The organism is Pseudarthrobacter sp. SL88 (genome assembly GCF_026672455.1).
Taxonomy (GTDB): domain Bacteria; phylum Actinomycetota; class Actinomycetes; order Actinomycetales; family Micrococcaceae; genus Arthrobacter.
Map to the genome: position 1 here is coordinate 540,344 of NZ_JAPPRD010000001.1, position 15,976 is coordinate 556,319.

Here is a 15,976-nt window from a genome sequence, read left to right on the forward strand (position 1 = left end):
AGGCGGTGAATCAGGCGTTGGCCAGGGCGGCTTCCGGTTCCGCCTGTTCCGGGACTGCGGCGGTTGCAACGTTGGCGGCGTGCGCTGCGGCGGCAACGGCTGAGGCAACATCGGCGGCCACATGGGGATCGAAGACGCTGGCGATAATGTAGCTGGCATTGAGCTCATCGTCAGCTACCCGGTTGGCGATGGCTTCCGCGGCGGCCACCAGCATTTCGGGGGTGATGTCCGAGGCTCCCGCGTCAAGCAGGCCGCGGAAGAAGCCGGGGAAGGCCAGTACGTTGTTGATCTGGTTGGGGAAGTCGCTGCGCCCCGTGGCCACGACTGCCGCGTGCTTTGCGGCGATGACGGGGTCGATTTCCGGTGTGGGGTTGGCCATGGCGAACACGATCGCGTCCTTGGCCATGGACGCTACCTGCTCTTCGCCGATGACGTGCGGGGCGCTGACGCCGATGAGGACGTCCGCGCCGACGAGGGCCTCGTGAAGGGTGCCGGAGAAGCCTTCCTCATTGGTGTTCGCGGCAATCCAGCTGCGGTGTTCGTCGCTGTAGGTTTCGCCGGAGTGGATGGCACCCGAGCGGCCCGCGGCGACGATGTGCTCCGCGCCCTGGGCCTTGAGGAGCTGGATGATGGCTGAGCCCGCGGCGCCGACGCCGGAGACGACGATGCGGACCTCACTGAGGGTCTTGCCCACCACGCGCAGGGCGTTGACCAGGGCGGCGAGGGTGACGATGGCGGTGCCGTGCTGGTCGTCGTGGAACACCGGAATGTCCAGTTCCTCGCGGAGGCGCTTCTCGATCTCGAAGCAGCGCGGAGCGGCGATGTCCTCAAGGTTGATGCCGCCGTACACCGGGGCCATGGCCTTGGCGATCATGATGATTTCTTCGGTGTCCTGGGTGTCCAGGCAGACCGGCCAGGCGTCCACGTTGGCGAACTGCTTGAACAGGGCTGCCTTGCCTTCCATGACGGGGAGCGCGGCGGCTGGGCCGATGTTGCCCAGGCCCAGGACGGCGGAACCGTCGGTGAGCACGGCGATGGTGTTGCGCTTGACCGTCAGGTTGCGGGCCGCGGCGGGGTCTTCGGCAATGGCCAGGCAGACGCGGGCGACGCCGGGGGTGTAGGCACGCGAGAGATCGTCGCGGTTGCGCAGGGCTACCTTGGGGACCACCTCAAGCTTGCCGCCGAGGTGCATCAGGAAGGTGCGGTCCGAGACATGCTGGACCGTGACGCCGTCGAGCGCGTTCAGGGCGTCCTTGACGCGGGCGGCGTGTTCGTCGTCGGTGGTGTTGCAGGTGACGTCCACAACGAGGGTCTCGTGGTGGGACTCGCTGACGTCCAGGGCGGTGATGGCGGCGCCTGCCGCCCCCACTGCGGCGGCGAGCTCGCTCGTTGCGCTGAAGCTGGACGGCGCTTCGACGCGCAGGGTGATCGAGTTTCCGGGGCTGGGGTTCGCCATTGAATGTCCTCCTGTTGGGGCCGTGCATCGGCCTGTTCCGGTAAGCCTGTTTTCTACGAATGTTTTCGTATTATGGATATTATTATCTACAAGATGGAAATACAAGCCCTCCGAATGCGACTGGAAGAGCTGTCTGCCGACGCGTGCCCGCAACTCCGCGCTTGATGTATGTTGGGTGTTCTAAGCACTCTTTTCACGATGTGGATAAGAGTTGTCGGATTCCGAGCCGTAGGAGACAACGGAATGGCAGAAAAAGCGTCCGGTGGCGTGCAGTCGGTAGAGCGCGTCTTTGAATTGCTGGAGCTGATCACCGATGCCGGCGGCGACGTCACCCTGAGCGAGCTGTCCTCCTCCACCGACCTGCCGCTGCCCACCATCCACCGCCTGCTGCGGACCCTGGTGTCGCTGGGCTACATCCGGCAGCTGCCCAACCGCCGCTACGCGTTGGGCCCGCGGCTGATCCGGCTCGGCGAAGGCGCCAACAAGCAGCTCGGTGCGGTGGCCCGTCCCCAGCTGAAAGCCCTCGTGGACCAGCTCGGCGAGACCTCCAACATGGCCGTACTGGATTCGGACATGGTCATCTACGTCGCCCAGGTGCCTTCGCTGCACTCGATGCGCATGTTTACCGAGGTGGGCCGGCGGGCCCATACCCACGCCACCGGCGTCGGCAAGGCCATCCTGGCCCAGCTCGACGACGAGACCGTCCGCGGCATCGTGGCCCGTGCAGGAATGCCCACGCCCACCGTGAAGAGCATCGGCGACGTCGAGGAACTCCTGGCCGACCTCAAGCTGATCCGGGAACGTGGCTACTCCATCGACGAAGAGGAGCAGGAACTGGGTGTCCGCTGCTTCGCCATGGCCGTCCCCAATGCCCCCACGCCCACGGCGATCTCCGTCTCCGGGCCGGTGTCCCGGGTGGACGAGCACTTCGCCGACAAAGCCGTGCCGGTGCTCCGCCAGGCGGCCGAGACCATCTCCCGCGAGCTGAACCGCACCTGACACGCCCAAAAACTACGTGACGACGGCGGCCCGCACCTTTGGCGAAAAGGTGCGGGCCGCCGTCGTTGGCTGCGTCTTTGCTAATGCTCTGATGCCTTTTGGGCCGATTCGATGCGGACTTCCTTGCCGTCACAGTCGAGGAGTTTGCCGCCTTCGAAGCGGTCGCCGTCCACCAGGCACTTGATGTCCTGTTCCTGCACCACGCGTTCGGTGCCGGCCACGAATACGGACTGGTTGTCCGAGTTGCCGGCCTTGAGGTGGTTGAACAGCAGGTTCAGCAGGATGGCCATGACGGCTGCCGAGCTGATGCCGGAGTGGAAGATGGTGCTGAACCAGGACGGGAACCGGTCGTAGAACGCCGGTGCGGCGATGGGGATCATGCCGAACCCGATGGATGCTGCCACCACGATCAGGTTCATGTTGTTCTTGTACTCCACCTTGGACAGCGTGCGGATGCCGCTGGCGGCCACGGTGCCGAAGAGGACCACGCCGGCGCCGCCCAGGACGGGCGTGGGGACGGCTGCGACAACCCGGCCCAGGACCGGAAGCAGGCCGAGAATCACCAGGATCAGGCCGCCGGCGCTGACCACGAAGCGGCTTTTCACGCCGGTGATGGCCACCAGGCCCACGTTCTGGGCGAAGGCGCTCTGCGTGAAGGAGTTGAACAGCGGGGAGATGGCGCTGGAGAGCATGTCCGCGCGGAGGCCGTTGCCGATCCGCTTGGAGTCCACCTTGGTGCCCACGATTTCACCCACGGCGATGATGTCCGCTGATGTTTCGGTCAGGGTGACCAGGATGACGATCAGCATCGAGATGATGGCCGCGATCTCGAAGGTAGGCGGGCCGAAGGCGAACGGGGTGGGGAAGGCGACGATCTCGCCCTGGCCCACCTTGGAGAAGTCCGCCATCCCGAACGCGAAGGCGATTCCGGTGCCGAGCACCATGGCCAGGAGGATCGAAAGCCGGGAGATGGCCGCGCTGCCCACCTTGCTCAGGAGCAGGACGATGCCCATGGTGGCGGCGGCGAGGCCGATGTTGGCCATGCTGCCGTAGTTGTCCGCCTTGTTGTTGCCGCCCATGGCCCAGTTGGCGGCTACCGGCATCAGGGTCAGGCCGATGGTGGTGATCACGGTACCGGTCACCACGGGCGGGAAGAACCGGATGATCTTCGAAAACAGCGGGGTGATCAGCAGGCCGATGAGCGAGGCCGCGATCACCGACCCGAAGACGGCCTGGATGCCGCCCCCGCCGTGGACAATAGCCACCATGGTGGAGACGCCGGCGAAGGATACGCCCTGGACCAGGGGGAGCTGGGATCCGAAAAACGGGACGCCGATGGTCTGGAGGATGGTGGCGAGGCCGCCGACAAAAAGGCAGGCGGCGATGAGCAGGCCGATGTCCTGTGAGGACATGCCGGCCGCGGCGCCGATGATCAGGGGAGGGGCGATGATGCCGCCGTACATGGTGAGGACGTGCTGGAAGCCGTAGGCGAACGTGCTTCCCAGCGGGAGCCGCTGGTCTTCCGGGCGGCCTGGCTGGGTGCGGTGTCCGGCGGCTGCGGCGGCCGGTTTCTTCTTGGTGTTCATGGCAGACTTTCTTGGTTCATGGCAGACGTCATCGTCTGGCTAACGTTGTCTGGCTAACAGGTGAAGCTGTGGGTTGGTTTCGACGGGCTCAACAACGGTGGGCCGAGCCCGCCGAAACCGAAAAGCGTGCAGGCTTTAGCAGAAGCCGGCGATGCCGGACCAGGCTGCGGGTGCTGCGGTTGCGTCGTCGCGCTGGACGGTGGCTTCGATCAGGCCGTAGGGGCGGTCGGCTGCGAAGAACACTTCGTTGGGGTTGTCCAGTCCGAAGGGGGACAGGTCCACCAGGAAGTGGTGCTTGTTGGGCATGGAGAACTTGATCTCGTCGATCTCGCTGTGGGCCTCCAGGACCTTGGTGCCCATGTCGAACAGGGTCTGCTGCAGGGCGTGGGAGTACTTCTCGGTGAATCCTTCGAGCAGGAGTCCCTTGACGTCGTCGTAGCTCTTGTTGAAGTCAAGCGTGCTGAAATCGGTGCCGGTCTTGAAGCGCCAGCGGGCGGAAACGTCTGTGGCGAGGATGCGGTCGGTGGTTTCCGGGAGGGTGGTGTAGCGGTCCCGGGGGTAGCCGACGAAGCCTGATTCAGTGGACTTCAGGACGGTCAGGTCCTTGAGGCCGGAAACCAGGTGGCTGGTGGCGCCGTCGCGGACCAGGACGGCGGTGCGGACTTCCTGGCCGTTGCGGACGAACGAGTGGTCGTGTTCGCTGCCGTGGGCCTGGATGCGGTTCCAGGAGTAGGACTCGGCTTCCCAGCGGCCGCCGTTGACCCAGTCGAAGCTGGAGGTGAAGTGCTCGCCGAGGCGCAGCAGGAATGCTTCCGGGGAGCCAATGCCGTCGCGGGCGAAGGCGTAGATGGTGTTCTTCTGGGTGTCCGTGGCCACCACGTGGGCGTTGTCGCCCTCCAGGTGGGCCGCGGAGAAGTCGCCGCGCAGCTGCGAGGTGACGTTCAGGTCTTCGATCTCGTGGCGGTTGGTGTCCCTGGTGATCTTGACGACGCGGACTTCGGCCTTGCCGTACTGGTTTTCGCCGAGAATGATCTTGCTGCTCATGGTCTTTTCCCAATCTCCGGTAAGTGGAACCAAGGTTCCATCACTGAAATTAAGCGCGCATTTCAAGCGCGTTTCCGGTGGAGCCGACCCAACAAAAAAGAGCCGGCATCCATTGATGCCAGCTCATTACGACCCTGCCTGCTGCTCCCAGGTTACGTGACCTGCGCCACGAGTTGCCTAACAGCGTACCCCCGCAAGCCGGTGGTGTACATCACAAGGTGAAAAATCCGATTGTGACCGTCGGCCCCCTAAGCCGCCCCGCGGAACCATTGACTCAGCGTCAGGGATCCAACTAATCTTTTCGTATAGCAAAAAATACTTTCCGCAATACGAAATAAGAAAACGAGGAGGATCAGATGTACCAGCAGGATTCACAGGCAGTTGCACCGGCGAACACGGCGGGCCGTGCGGTCCCGGAGTTCTACCTCCCCCTCGGCGGCGGCACCGATCCGGACTTCTTTGTTCCGGAGGACCGCATCCACGAACCCAGCCGCTTCTCGCGCTGGATCTCCACCCTCCCGGGCTTCGGCCGGCAGCGCTAAGCTCCGGGGCGGCCGGGCCATTCCTTTCCGGCCCACGGATCGTAGTCCGCGATGAGGTCTTCCTGGCCCGGCCGGTCCGCGTCCGGGACGTGCTGCAGGTTGACCCGCACCCGGTACCAGAGCGAGCTCGAACCCCGCATTCCGTCCACCAGGACGTCCGCGGGCTGCAGGGATTTTACGACGACGGCGTGCCCGGACTTCCATTCCTCCAGTGCCTTGAGCGCCTCAGGCTTGGTTTTGGTGCGCGCCACCTCGATCAGCGGCATCAGGGACTGCCGGCGCCCGGTGCCGTTCGCGCCGCGGGGCGCCTTTTCTGCCGGTCCCAGTTCCTTCGCCAGTGCCAGCAGCCCGTCCAGCGACCCGGCGACGGCGTCAATGCCCGCGTGCGGATCGCCGATGTCCGCGAACCGTTCCAGCACTGTGGGGACCGTGAAACGTTCCGGCCGGACGGTGCGCACCTCATCCCAGGTGAGCGGCGTGGACACCCGCGCATCGGGCAGTGCACGCACCGAGTACGCCGATGCCACGGTGCGGTCCTTGGCGTTCTGGTTGAAGTCAACGAACACGCTCTCGCCGCGTTCCTCCTTCCACCAGCGCGCGGTGGCCAGGCCCGGGGCCCGGTTCTCCACCTCGCGGGCCAGGGTTTCGGCGGCCAGCCGGACATCCTTGTAGGACCACTCCGGCGCAATGCGCACCAGGATATGCAGCCCGCGGGACCCGCTGGTCTTCGGCCAGCCCACCAGCCCCGCGTCGTCGAGGACCTCCTGCGCCACATAGGCCACGTCCACGATCTGCGACCAGTCCACGCCCGGCATGGGATCGAGGTCCACCCGCAACTCGTCGGGATGCTCCAGGTCCTCGGCCCGGACGGGGTGCGGATTCAGGTCCAGGCAGCCGAGGTTCACCACCCACGCGAGGCCGGCCGCGTCCCGGATGACGGCTTCCTCCGCCGACGTCCCGGAGGCGTAGTGCAGCGTGGTGGTGTCTATGAACGGCGGATGGTTTTCCGGGACGCGTTTCTGGAAGAACGGTTCGGCGTCGATGCCCTTCGGGAACCGCTTCAGCACCATTGGCCTGCCGCCGGCACCCCGCAACGCACCCTCCGCGACCGCAAGGTAGTACCGCACCAGGTCCAGCTTGGTCAGGCCCGGCTCGGGGAACACCACTTTGTCAGGGCTCGAGATCCGGACCTCAACACCCTCGATGTCCAGGATCTCGGCCGGCGTCTTTGACGGAGTCATGGCGCCACGCTAGCAGCGGCATTGATGCCTGTCAGCCGTTGACCAGCCTGCGCGCTGCCGTGGAGTGCTCCGCAATCAGCGCGGGGATGTCCAGTCCGGGGATCCGGCCGTCCACCACGCGCCACTGACCGCCCACCATGACCCGGTCAGCCCTGTCAGCCGCGCACAGCAGCAGCGCCGCGATGGGGTCGTGGCTGCCGGAGAAGCGCAGGTCGTCCAGCTTGAACAGGGCGAGGTCGGCCTGCATCCCGGGTGCAAGCTGGCCCAGTCCCTTCCGGCCCAGCACCGCCGCCGAGCCCCGAGTGGCCCAGCCGAGCGCCCGCTCCACCGGCACGTCCGCACCGTAGCGGAGGCGCTGCAGGTACAGGGCCTGCCGGGCTTCGAGGATCATGTTGGAGGCATCGTTCGACGCTGAGCCGTCCACTCCCAGCCCCACGGGAACGCCCGCGTCCTCCAGTTCCAGGACCCGGGCCGTTCCCGAGGCGAGGCGCATATTGGAGGTGGGGCAGTGTGCGACGGCGGTTCCGGCCGCGCCGAGGCGGGCGATCTCCGCGTCGCTGAAGTGGATGCCGTGCCCCAGCCAGGTGCGGTCCGTCAGCCAGCCGACACTGTCCAGGTAGTCCACGGTCCGCAGCCCGAACCTCTCCCGGCAGAAGTCCTCCTCGTCCAGTGTTTCGGCCAGGTGCGTATGGAGCCGCACATCCAGCCGTTCGGCAAGGGCTGCGCTCTCGGCCATGATTTCCTTGGTCACCGAGAACGGCGAGCACGGGGCCAGGGCGATCTGGATGGCCGCGTCCTCGCCGCGCTCGTGGTACTCCGAGACCAGGCGCCCGCTGTCCGCCAGCACCACGTCCGGATCCTGCACCGTGGACTGTGGCGGCAGGCCGCCGTCGTCCGTTCCCAACGTCATGGAGCCGCGGGTGAGTGTGGCGCGCATGCCCAGCCGGCGCACTGCGGCAACCTCGATGTCGATGGCGTCTTCGAGGCCGGCCGGGAACAGGTAGTGGTGGTCTGCCGCGGTGGTGCAGCCGGACAGCAGCAGCTCGGCCAGGGCAACCGTGGCTGCCAGCTCGAGGTCCTTCGGCGTGAGCCGCGCCCACACCGGGTACAGGTTCTGCAGCCAGGGGAACAGCGGGGCGTTGGCCACCGGACCCCAGGCGCGCGTCAGGGTTTGGTAGAAGTGGTGGTGCGTGTTGATCAGCCCTGGGAGCAGGACGTGGCTGCCGGCGTCGAAGGTTTGGGAGCAGGGTGCGGACGGCTGCTGGCCCGCGGCGAGGACCTCCGTGATGACGCCGTTGCTGATAACCAGCCCGCCCGAGGCGTCGAGGGAATTGGCGGTGAAGACGGCCAGCGGGTTCCGGATCCAGAGCCGGGCGGCGGGATTGGTGGCGGCGGAAGCAGGGGAGGGAAGAGTCACGGAAGGCATCCTTGTCTGGGCGGAGTTCTGCACGTTCCAGCTCAGTGAGGCCCTGTCTGCTGATCCAGGTGGCCGGCTGCCAACTGCCAACTGCCATGCGGCGGGCGGTCCGGGTCCGCACCAGCGTAGGGAATGCCGGTGACCTGCGTCAATGGCCGCGGAATGTGACCGGGGGATGGGCACGGCCGGTGAAGAGCGCGAAACATCGATTTCACATTGCGAAATTAAATTTCCAGAAACCTATGGCGTGGACCACAAACCGGTGCTAATCTCGATTCTGCCAAAGGCGGGCACCCGAACCCGGGAAGCTATCTACCAGGCGCAACTAAACCTTCACAGCACATGCTGAAGCCTGGTAACCGTTCGCACCTGGTTCCTCTGGTCCTTTGCGCGGCTTCAGGCTTCCCGGCACTAAGGAAGTCGCATCATGAGTACCACCGTCACGGCCGAGCAGTTCCTGGCCCGATCCATCCGGCTGGCAACAGCCAACGTCCTCAACAGTGGCGGGCCCTTCGGCGCCATGATCGTCACCGCGGACGGCAAGACGTTCGACGGCGTCAACCGCGTCACCGCGGACAACGATCCCACCGCCCACGCCGAAGTCACCGCCATCCGCACCGCCTGCCGCGAGCTGGGCACCTTCGACCTCAGCGGCGCTGTCCTCTACACCAGCTGCGAGCCATGCCCCATGTGCCTGGCCTCGGCACTCTGGGCCCGCGTGGAGCGCGTGGTCTTCGCCGCGGACCGCCACGACGCCGCCTCGGTGGGCTTCGACGACGCCGTCTTCTACGAGTACTTCGACAACCAGGACAGGGACTCCCTGATGCCGGTCTCCAAGCTGGAACTGGCCGATCCCCAGGCGCCGGCCCCGCTGGAGCCGTTCAACACCTGGAACACGCTCGAATCCAGGATTGACTACTAGGGCCCGGTGGCTGACATGACAATCCTGGACAATTCGTCTGAAAAGCAGGCTGCACTGTTCCCGAAGGGTGACAACAGTGCAGAGCCCGCAGGGGCACCCGGCACGCAAACGGCAACCGGGCGGGGACGGCAAGGAAGCACCCCGCCGGCGCCAAACAACATCCTTGACCGGTTCTTCCAGATCACCCGGCGCGGCTCCACCGTGGCCCGCGAGTTCCGCGGCGGCCTGGTCACGTTCTTCACCATGGCGTACATCGTCATCCTGAACCCCCTGATCCTGGGCGGCTTCAGCGCGGACAACGCCCCCACCGACGTGGCGGGCGGCTGGCTCTCCGCAGCCCAGGTGGGGGCAGTCACCGGCCTCACGGCGGGTGTCATGACCATCCTCTTCGGCCTCATCGCCAACCTTCCGTTCGGCCTCGCGGCCGGCCTCGGCATCAACTCGTTCCTGGCCGTTTCCGTGATCCAGGAGGTCACGTGGGCCGAAGCCATGGGCCTGGTGGTGATCAACGGCATCCTGATTGTGCTGTTCGGCGTCACCGGCGCCCGGACCGCCATCTTCCGGGCGGTACCCAAGGAACTCAAGGCCGCCATCACCGTGGGCATCGGCCTGTTCATTGCCTTCATCGGCTTCGTGGACTCCGGCTTCGTCCGGCCCACCGCGGGAGGTCCTCCCGTCCAGCTGGGCGACGGCGGCTCCATCACCTCCGTGCCCACGCTGGTGTTCGTCGTTGGCCTCCTGGCCATGGGCATCCTGGTGGCCCGCAAGGTCCAGGGCGGCCTGCTCATCGGCATCGTCGGCACCACCGTGCTGGCCGCCGTCGTCGAAGCCTTCATGAAGATCGGCCCCGCCAGCGCCACCAACCCCGGCGGCTGGCACCTGAACACCCCCGTCCTGTCCGGCCAGCTCGTGTCAGCTCCGGACCTGGGCCTGGTGGGCCAGTTCGACCTCTTCGGCTCGTTCGCCAGGATCGGCGGACTTGCAGCCACCATGCTGGTCTTCACCCTCGTGTTCACCAACTTCTTCGACGCCATGGGCACCATGACCGGCCTGGCCAAGAGCGCCGGCGTCGCACACAAGGACGGAACGTTCCCGCGGCTCAAGTCCGCCTTCATCGTGGAAGGCTTCGGCGCTGTTGCCGGCGGTGCCACCTCCGGTTCCTCCAACACGGTCTACATCGATTCCGCTGCCGGCATCGGCGAAGGGGCCCGCACCGGCCTGGCCTCCGTGGTCACCGGCGTGCTGTTCCTGGGCTCGATGTTCCTCACCCCGCTCACCAGCGTGGTGCCGCTGGAGGTCGCGGCCGCGGCCCTGGTGGTGGTGGGCGCCATGATGATGGCCCAAATCCGCGAGATCAAGTTCACCAAGTTCACGGTGGCGCTGCCGGCATTCCTCACGATCGTGACCATGCCGCTGAGCTACTCGATCGCCAACGGCATCGGTGTGGGCTTCGTCAGCTGGGCCATCATCGGCGCCGCGTCCGGAAAGGCGAAGAAGATCCATCCGCTCATGTGGGTGGTCAGCGCCGGGTTCCTGGTGTACTTCGCCCGCGGGCCCATCAACGCCCTGCTGGGCGGCTGACCCGCCGCGCGCCCCTTCGGCCGCGGCAACCTTCCCCAACCACCTGCGAGGAACGACAATATGGACACCACCGCCGCGCGGAAGAAGGAGCACCGCAATGCTTGACCTGATTCCACTCCTCGGCAGCTGGACGCCCCACCTGGGCGGACGGTTTGCCGTTGCCACCATTGTTGGTGCCGGCGGTTCGGTGCCCAGGCCGGTTGGCACCTCCATGCTGGTCGCTGAGTCCGGGCCTGTGCTGGGCAGCCTCTCCGGCGGATGCGTGGAGGGCGCCGTGGTGGCGCTGGCGCAGGACGCCATGGACGACGGCGGCAGCCGCCGGAGGACCTTCGGCTTCAGTTCCACGGATGCCTTCGCCGCCGGGCTCACCTGCGGCGGAGAGCTGGACATCCACGTGGAACCGGTGTCCGCCGCAGTGCCCGGCGGCACGCCGCACCCGCTGCGCGCAGCCCTCATCCGCCTGGCGGGCGGCATCGCCGGCGAACCCGTTGCCCTGGTGCGGCGCCTGTCACCAGACGGCGCCGCGGGGGAGGGGCCGCCGTCGCCCTGCCGGATCCGGCCAGGGCCCACGCGGCGGCTCCGGAACTCGCGGCGCTGTTGAGTGCCGTGGGATCCGGGCGGGAAGGGGCGGAAATTCCTGCCCTTCTCCAGGCGCTGCTGCGGACCGGCGGTACCGGATTGGTTCCGCTGCCCGGTCCGGATGGGTGCCTTCCGGACCGGGCGGCGGGCAGCCACGGCGAACCTGCCTTGCTGGTGGAATCCCGGCTGGCGCCGCCGCGGATGCTGGTGTTTGGCGCCAATGACTTCGGTGCCGCCCTGGTGCCTGCGGCCAAGCTCCTCGGCTACCACGTGACCCTCGTGGACGCCCGCCCTGCTTTCGCCGGCCAGCCCCGGCTCGCCGCCGCGGATGCCGTGGTCACGGACTGGCCGCACCGGTACCTTGCGGCCGAGGCAGCGGCGGGCAGGCTGGACAGCCGCACCGTGGCGGCCGTCCTCACCCACGACCCCAAGTTCGATCTTCCGCTCCTCGAGACGGCCCTCGGCCTCGACCTCGCCTACGTGGGGGCCATGGGGTCGCGGCGCAGCCACCTGCAGCGCGTCGACAGCCTGCTCAGTGCGGGTATCCCGCCCGGCCGGATCGCACAGCTCCATTCACCCATCGGCCTGGACCTCGGCGCCGTCACCCCGGCGGAGGTGGCCGTGTCCATCACGGCCGAGCTCATCGCCGCCCGGACCCGCGCAGCCACCGGCGTCCCGCTCCGGGACCGTTCCGGGCCCATCCACGGGAACCACGTTGGCCAGGCTTCGACGGCCGGTCCGTCGGCGCCCACCACCCTTTACCAGCAGGAGAACGCATGGACATGAACACCATCGAGGCCGTGGTCCCCACCACGGACCCCGCACAGTGGCGCGACGGCGACGCCTGGCTTGCCGGCGGCACGGTCCTGTTCTCCTACGGCAGCTACGCCTTCGGACCCCAGCCGGTCCGGCGCCTCCTCGACCTCGGCGCAGCAGGCTGGACACCTGTTACCGTCACCGACGACGGGATCGACCTCGCCGCCACCTGCACCATCGCCGAGCTGTACCGCCTCCCGGAAGCCCCTGACGCCGCAGGCCTGCCCTGGCCGGCGCTGGACCTGGTCCGGCCGTGCTGCGATTCCTTCGTTGCTTCCTTCAAGGTGTGGAACATGTCCACCGTGGGCGGCAACCTGTGCACCGCACTGCCCGCAGGGCCGGTCATCTCGCTGTGCGCGGGATTGGACGGCGTGGCCACCATCCTGGGCCCCGGCGGTACCAGCCGCAACGTCCCCGTGACCGACTTCGTGACCGGGGACGCGACGAACTGCCTGGCACCGGGCGAGCTGCTCCGCAGCGTCCACCTCCCGGCGTCGGCCCTGTCATCCCGAACCGCCTTCCGCCGCCTGTCGCTGAGCAACCTGGGCAGATCCGGGGTGCTGCTGATTGGAAGGCTCGACGGCGGCACCGCGTTGGTCCTGACCGTCACCGCTGCGACCAAGCGGCCCGTACAGCTGCGCTTCGACACCATCCCGGACGCCGACCACCTGGCGGCCGCGCTCGAGGACGCCATACCGGCCGGCCTGTACCACGACGACATCCACGGGCTCCCGGCCTGGCGGCGTGACATGACCTACCGGCTGGCCGAGGAAATCCGTACCGAACTGGCAGCACCTGAGGGCACAGGACCGGCGGGCCCCACCGTGTCCGGCGACTTCTGGCCGCCCCGGAGCACCCCGGCCTCCGGGTCCACAGCACTTCCGAAAGGGGCCTGACCATGGCCATCAACATCAACGGCGCACCGGCCGAAACGGATCCCCGCCCGGGCCAGTGCCTCCGGACCTTCCTCCGGGAACAGGGAAACCCCGGCGTCAAGAAGGGCTGCGACGGCGGCGACTGCGGAGCCTGCACGGTCCACGTGGACGGCACGCCGGTCCACAGCTGCATCTACCCCGCCGTCCGTGCCGAGGGGCACTCGGTCACCACCATCGAGGGACTGGCCGCCGCATCCGGCGACGGTCCCGGCCTGCACCCGGTGCAGCAGCAGTTCATGGAGCGGCAGGGTTTCCAGTGCGGCTTCTGCACCGCCGGCATGGTGATGACTGCCGCCACGTTCGACGACGAACAAAAGGACAACCTGCCCCGCAACCTCAAGGGCAACCTCTGCCGCTGCACGGGCTACCGCGCAATTGCTGACGCCGTCTGCGGCCACGCGGGGCACCCGGATCCGCAGGGGCAGGGCTCGGGTATCGCCGGGGCAAGCCAGCCGGACCCGGAACACGGCCAGCTCGGCGACGACGTCCCCGCACCCGCCAGCCGTGCGGTGGTCACCGGCGCGGCCCGCTACACCCTGGACATCCCGCAGGACCAGCAGCAGACACTGCTGCACCTGAAGATCCTCCGCTCACCGCACGCCCACGCACGGGTGGTGTCCATCGACAAGGACGCTGCCCTCCGGGTCCCCGGCGTGGTGGCTGTCTTCACCTCCGACGACGCCCCGGAGCAGCTCTTCTCCACCGCCCAGCACGAACTGTTCACCGACGATCCGGACGATACCCGGGTGCTGGATGACGTGGTCCGGTTCATCGGGCAGCGCGTGGCCGCCGTCGTCGCCGAATCCGTAGCTGCCGCCGAGGCAGGCGTCCGGGCGTTAAAGGTCAGCTACGAAGAGCTGCCCGCCGTCTTCACGCCGCAGGATGCCTTGCGTCCCGGCGCCCCGCTGGTGCACGGCGACAAGGACGGCGCCACCGCGCGGATCTCCCGTCCGGACCGCAACGTCGTGGCTGAGCTGCATTCCGAGCTGGGAAGCGTGGCGGATGGGTTTTCAGCCGCAGACTTCATCCACGAACAGACCTACCAAACCCAGCGCGTCCAGCATGTGGCCCTTGAAACCCACGCGGCTATCGCCTCCATTGATGCCGAAGGGCGGCTCCAGGTCCGTACCTCCAGCCAGGTTCCGTTCCTGGTCCGGCGCACCCTGTGCCGGGTGTTCGGGCTGGACGAGGACCGGGTGCATGTGGTGGCCGGGCGGGTTGGCGGCGGCTTCGGTGGCAAGCAGGAAGTCCTCACCGAGGACCTCGTGGCGCTCGCCGCCCTGAAGCTGAAGCGGCCCGTCCAGCTGGAACTCACCCGCACCGAACAGTTCACCGCCACCACCACGCGGCATCCGTTCACCATCAAGCTCAAGGCCGGTGCCAGCAAAGACGGCCACCTCACCGCCCTGGAACTGGACGTCCTCACCAACACCGGAGCCTACGGAAACCATGGCCCCGGCGTCATGTTCCATGGCTGCGGCGAATCCCTGGCCGTGTACAAGTGCGACAACAAAAAAGTGGACGCCCACGCCATGTACACCCATACGGTCCCGGCCGGGGCGTTCCGCGGGTACGGGCTGAGCCAGATGATCTTCGCAGTGGAGTCCGCCATGGACGAACTCGCCGCCGGCATCGGCCTGGACCCCTACGAGTTCCGCCGCCGGAACATGGTGCGCGAAGGCGACCACATGCTGTCCACCCACCCGGACCCCGAGGAAGACGTGCACTACGGCAGCTACGGGCTGGACCAGTGCCTGGACCTGGTGCGCGGTGCCCTGGACCGCGGCCTGGAACGGTACCGGGCGGCTGGGCTGGACCAGCTGGGACCGGAATGGATGACCGGCGAGGGTGCCGCGCTGTCCATGATCGACACCGTGCCGCCGCGCGGACACTTCGCCCACTCGCGGATGCGGCTCCTTCCCGACGGAACGTACCAGGCCGACGTCGGCACGGCCGAGTTCGGCAACGGCACCACCACCGTCCACGCCCAGCTTGCCGCCACCGCCCTGTCCACCGAGGCTGCCCGGGTGGCGGTCCGGCAGTCGGACACGGACCTGGTGGAGCACGATACCGGCGCGTTCGGCTCGGCCGGCACGGTGGTGGCCGGAAAAGCCACGCTCGCTGCGGCAGAGGAGCTTGCTGTCCGCATCCGGGCCTTTGCCGCAGGGATCCGGCAAACCCAGGCCTCCGCCTGCGTCCTCGAGGGAGACGCCGTGGTGGTGGACGGGACAGCCGTGGCACTGTCGGAACTGGCGCAGGCAGCTGCGGAAGCCGGCGTCGAACTCGCTGCCGAAGGCCGCTGGGGTGGAACCCCGCGGTCGGTGGCGTTCAACGTGCACGGCTTCCGCGTGGCGGTGAACCGGAGGACCGGAGAACTGAGGATCCTGCAAAGCGTGCAGGCCGCCGACGCCGGTGTGGTCGTCAATCCCCGGCAGTGCCGCGGCCAGATCGAGGGCGGCATTGCCCAGGCCATAGGTGCCGCGCTGTACGAGGAAGTGGTGGTGGACGACGCTGGTAAGGTCACCACGGACATCCTGCGGCAGTACCACATCCCCACCTTCGCGGACGTGCCGCGGAGCGAGGTGTACTTTGCCGATACCAACGACAAGCTTGGCCCGCTCGGTGCCAAGTCCATGAGTGAAAGCCCGTTCAACCCGGTAGCGCCCGCGCTGGCCAACGCCATCCGGAACGCCACCGGAGTGCGGTTCGCGTCCCTGCCCATTGCCCGGGACCGGATCTACCTGGGGCTGAAGGAGGCCGGGTTGGTGCCCGCGGACCACGTCCATTCCCAGCCGGTGCGGTGAACCGGCGGGCCGTAAAATTCCGGTGGCTGCCGGGCTGCCCCCTATAGTCGGGGG

General features: G+C 67.4%; 11 protein-coding genes and 1 pseudogene. 7 read left to right on the forward strand and 5 right to left on the reverse strand.

The features are described 5' to 3' along the window. Positions 1-10: 10 nt before the first annotated feature. The gene (locus tag OVA06_RS02435) at positions 11-1,456 is read right to left on the reverse strand and encodes an NAD-dependent malic enzyme (protein WP_268156040.1); all 1,446 of its coding nucleotides are present in this window, start codon (positions 1,454-1,456) and stop codon (positions 11-13) included. Between the two features lie 243 nt (positions 1,457-1,699). On the opposite strand from OVA06_RS02435, the gene OVA06_RS02440 reads away from it, so the two are divergent. Beyond that, positions 1,700-2,455 (forward strand): IclR family transcriptional regulator, encoded by a 756-nt coding sequence (locus OVA06_RS02440; RefSeq protein ID WP_015938365.1) that lies wholly within the window; start codon positions 1,700-1,702, stop codon positions 2,453-2,455. Positions 2,456-2,535: 80 nt separating this feature from the next. Here OVA06_RS02440 and OVA06_RS02445 read toward each other — a convergent pair whose 3' ends face one another. After that, on the reverse strand, positions 2,536-4,041 hold the full coding sequence (locus OVA06_RS02445) for a nucleobase:cation symporter-2 family protein (protein ID WP_056078141.1): 1,506 nt from the start codon (positions 4,039-4,041) through the stop codon (positions 2,536-2,538). Between the two features lie 135 nt (positions 4,042-4,176). Then, positions 4,177-5,085: a factor-independent urate hydroxylase gene (gene pucL, locus OVA06_RS02450; RefSeq protein WP_056078144.1), complete on the reverse strand. Its 909-nt coding sequence runs from the start codon at positions 5,083-5,085 to the stop codon at positions 4,177-4,179. A gap of 356 nt (positions 5,086-5,441) precedes the next feature. On the opposite strand from pucL, the gene OVA06_RS02455 reads away from it, so the two are divergent. Continuing rightward, positions 5,442-5,627: a hypothetical protein gene (locus OVA06_RS02455; protein WP_261621147.1), complete on the forward strand. Its 186-nt coding sequence runs from the start codon at positions 5,442-5,444 to the stop codon at positions 5,625-5,627. Here the strand turns inward: OVA06_RS02455 and ligD are convergent. Both ligD and OVA06_RS02465 read right to left on the reverse strand, forming a co-directional pair. Then, on the reverse strand, positions 5,624-6,868 hold the full coding sequence (gene ligD, locus OVA06_RS02460) for a non-homologous end-joining DNA ligase (RefSeq protein WP_268156044.1): 1,245 nt from the start codon (positions 6,866-6,868) through the stop codon (positions 5,624-5,626). The genes OVA06_RS02455 and ligD overlap by 4 nt on opposite strands. 31 nt (positions 6,869-6,899) lie before the next feature. Next, the gene (locus OVA06_RS02465; protein WP_268160591.1) at positions 6,900-8,294 is read right to left on the reverse strand and encodes an 8-oxoguanine deaminase; all 1,395 of its coding nucleotides are present in this window, start codon (positions 8,292-8,294) and stop codon (positions 6,900-6,902) included. A gap of 418 nt (positions 8,295-8,712) precedes the next feature. Here OVA06_RS02465 and OVA06_RS02470 point away from each other — a divergent pair, with 418 nt between their 5' ends. The 5 genes and pseudogenes from OVA06_RS02470 (at position 8,713) to OVA06_RS02490 (ending at position 15,922) form a co-directional block, all read left to right on the forward strand. Then, positions 8,713-9,207, forward strand: a complete 495-nt coding sequence (locus OVA06_RS02470; protein WP_045732180.1) for a nucleoside deaminase — start codon at positions 8,713-8,715, stop codon at positions 9,205-9,207. A 6-nt stretch (positions 9,208-9,213) separates the two neighbouring features. Continuing rightward, on the forward strand, positions 9,214-10,788 hold the full coding sequence (locus OVA06_RS02475; protein ID WP_442793510.1) for an NCS2 family permease: 1,575 nt from the start codon (positions 9,214-9,216) through the stop codon (positions 10,786-10,788). 97 nt (positions 10,789-10,885) lie between these two features. Further along, a pseudogene (locus OVA06_RS02480) lies at positions 10,886-12,153 on the forward strand (XdhC family protein). After that, positions 12,144-13,079 carry an FAD binding domain-containing protein gene (locus OVA06_RS02485; RefSeq protein WP_268156047.1) on the forward strand — a complete coding sequence of 312 codons (936 nt, stop codon included), beginning with the start codon at positions 12,144-12,146 and terminating at the stop codon, positions 13,077-13,079. Before OVA06_RS02480 ends, OVA06_RS02485 begins: the two are co-directional and overlap by 10 nt. Before the next feature lie 2 nt (positions 13,080-13,081). Further along, the gene (locus tag OVA06_RS02490; protein WP_268156049.1) at positions 13,082-15,922 is read left to right on the forward strand and encodes a molybdopterin-dependent oxidoreductase; all 2,841 of its coding nucleotides are present in this window, start codon (positions 13,082-13,084) and stop codon (positions 15,920-15,922) included. The last annotated feature ends 54 nt before the right edge of the window (positions 15,923-15,976 follow it).

What these genes read in the sequence shown, in the direction of transcription:
- OVA06_RS02435 (WP_268156040.1), bottom strand. Translation starts at nt 1,456, where the DNA reads ATGGCGAACCCCAGCCCCGGAAACTCGATCACCCTGCGCGTCGAAGCG.
- OVA06_RS02440 (WP_015938365.1), top strand. Translation starts at nt 1,700, where the DNA reads ATGGCAGAAAAAGCGTCCGGTGGCGTGCAGTCGGTAGAGCGCGTCTTT.
- OVA06_RS02445 (WP_056078141.1), bottom strand. Translation starts at nt 4,041, where the DNA reads ATGAACACCAAGAAGAAACCGGCCGCCGCAGCCGCCGGACACCGCACC.
- pucL (WP_056078144.1), bottom strand. Translation starts at nt 5,085, where the DNA reads ATGAGCAGCAAGATCATTCTCGGCGAAAACCAGTACGGCAAGGCCGAA.
- OVA06_RS02455 (WP_261621147.1), top strand. Translation starts at nt 5,442, where the DNA reads ATGTACCAGCAGGATTCACAGGCAGTTGCACCGGCGAACACGGCGGGC.
- ligD (WP_268156044.1), bottom strand. Translation starts at nt 6,868, where the DNA reads ATGACTCCGTCAAAGACGCCGGCCGAGATCCTGGACATCGAGGGTGTT.
- OVA06_RS02465 (WP_268160591.1), bottom strand. Translation starts at nt 8,294, where the DNA reads ATGCCTTCCGTGACTCTTCCCTCCCCTGCTTCCGCCGCCACCAATCCC.
- OVA06_RS02470 (WP_045732180.1), top strand. Translation starts at nt 8,713, where the DNA reads ATGAGTACCACCGTCACGGCCGAGCAGTTCCTGGCCCGATCCATCCGG.
- OVA06_RS02485 (WP_268156047.1), top strand. Translation starts at nt 12,144, where the DNA reads ATGGACATGAACACCATCGAGGCCGTGGTCCCCACCACGGACCCCGCA.
- OVA06_RS02490 (WP_268156049.1), top strand. Translation starts at nt 13,082, where the DNA reads ATGGCCATCAACATCAACGGCGCACCGGCCGAAACGGATCCCCGCCCG.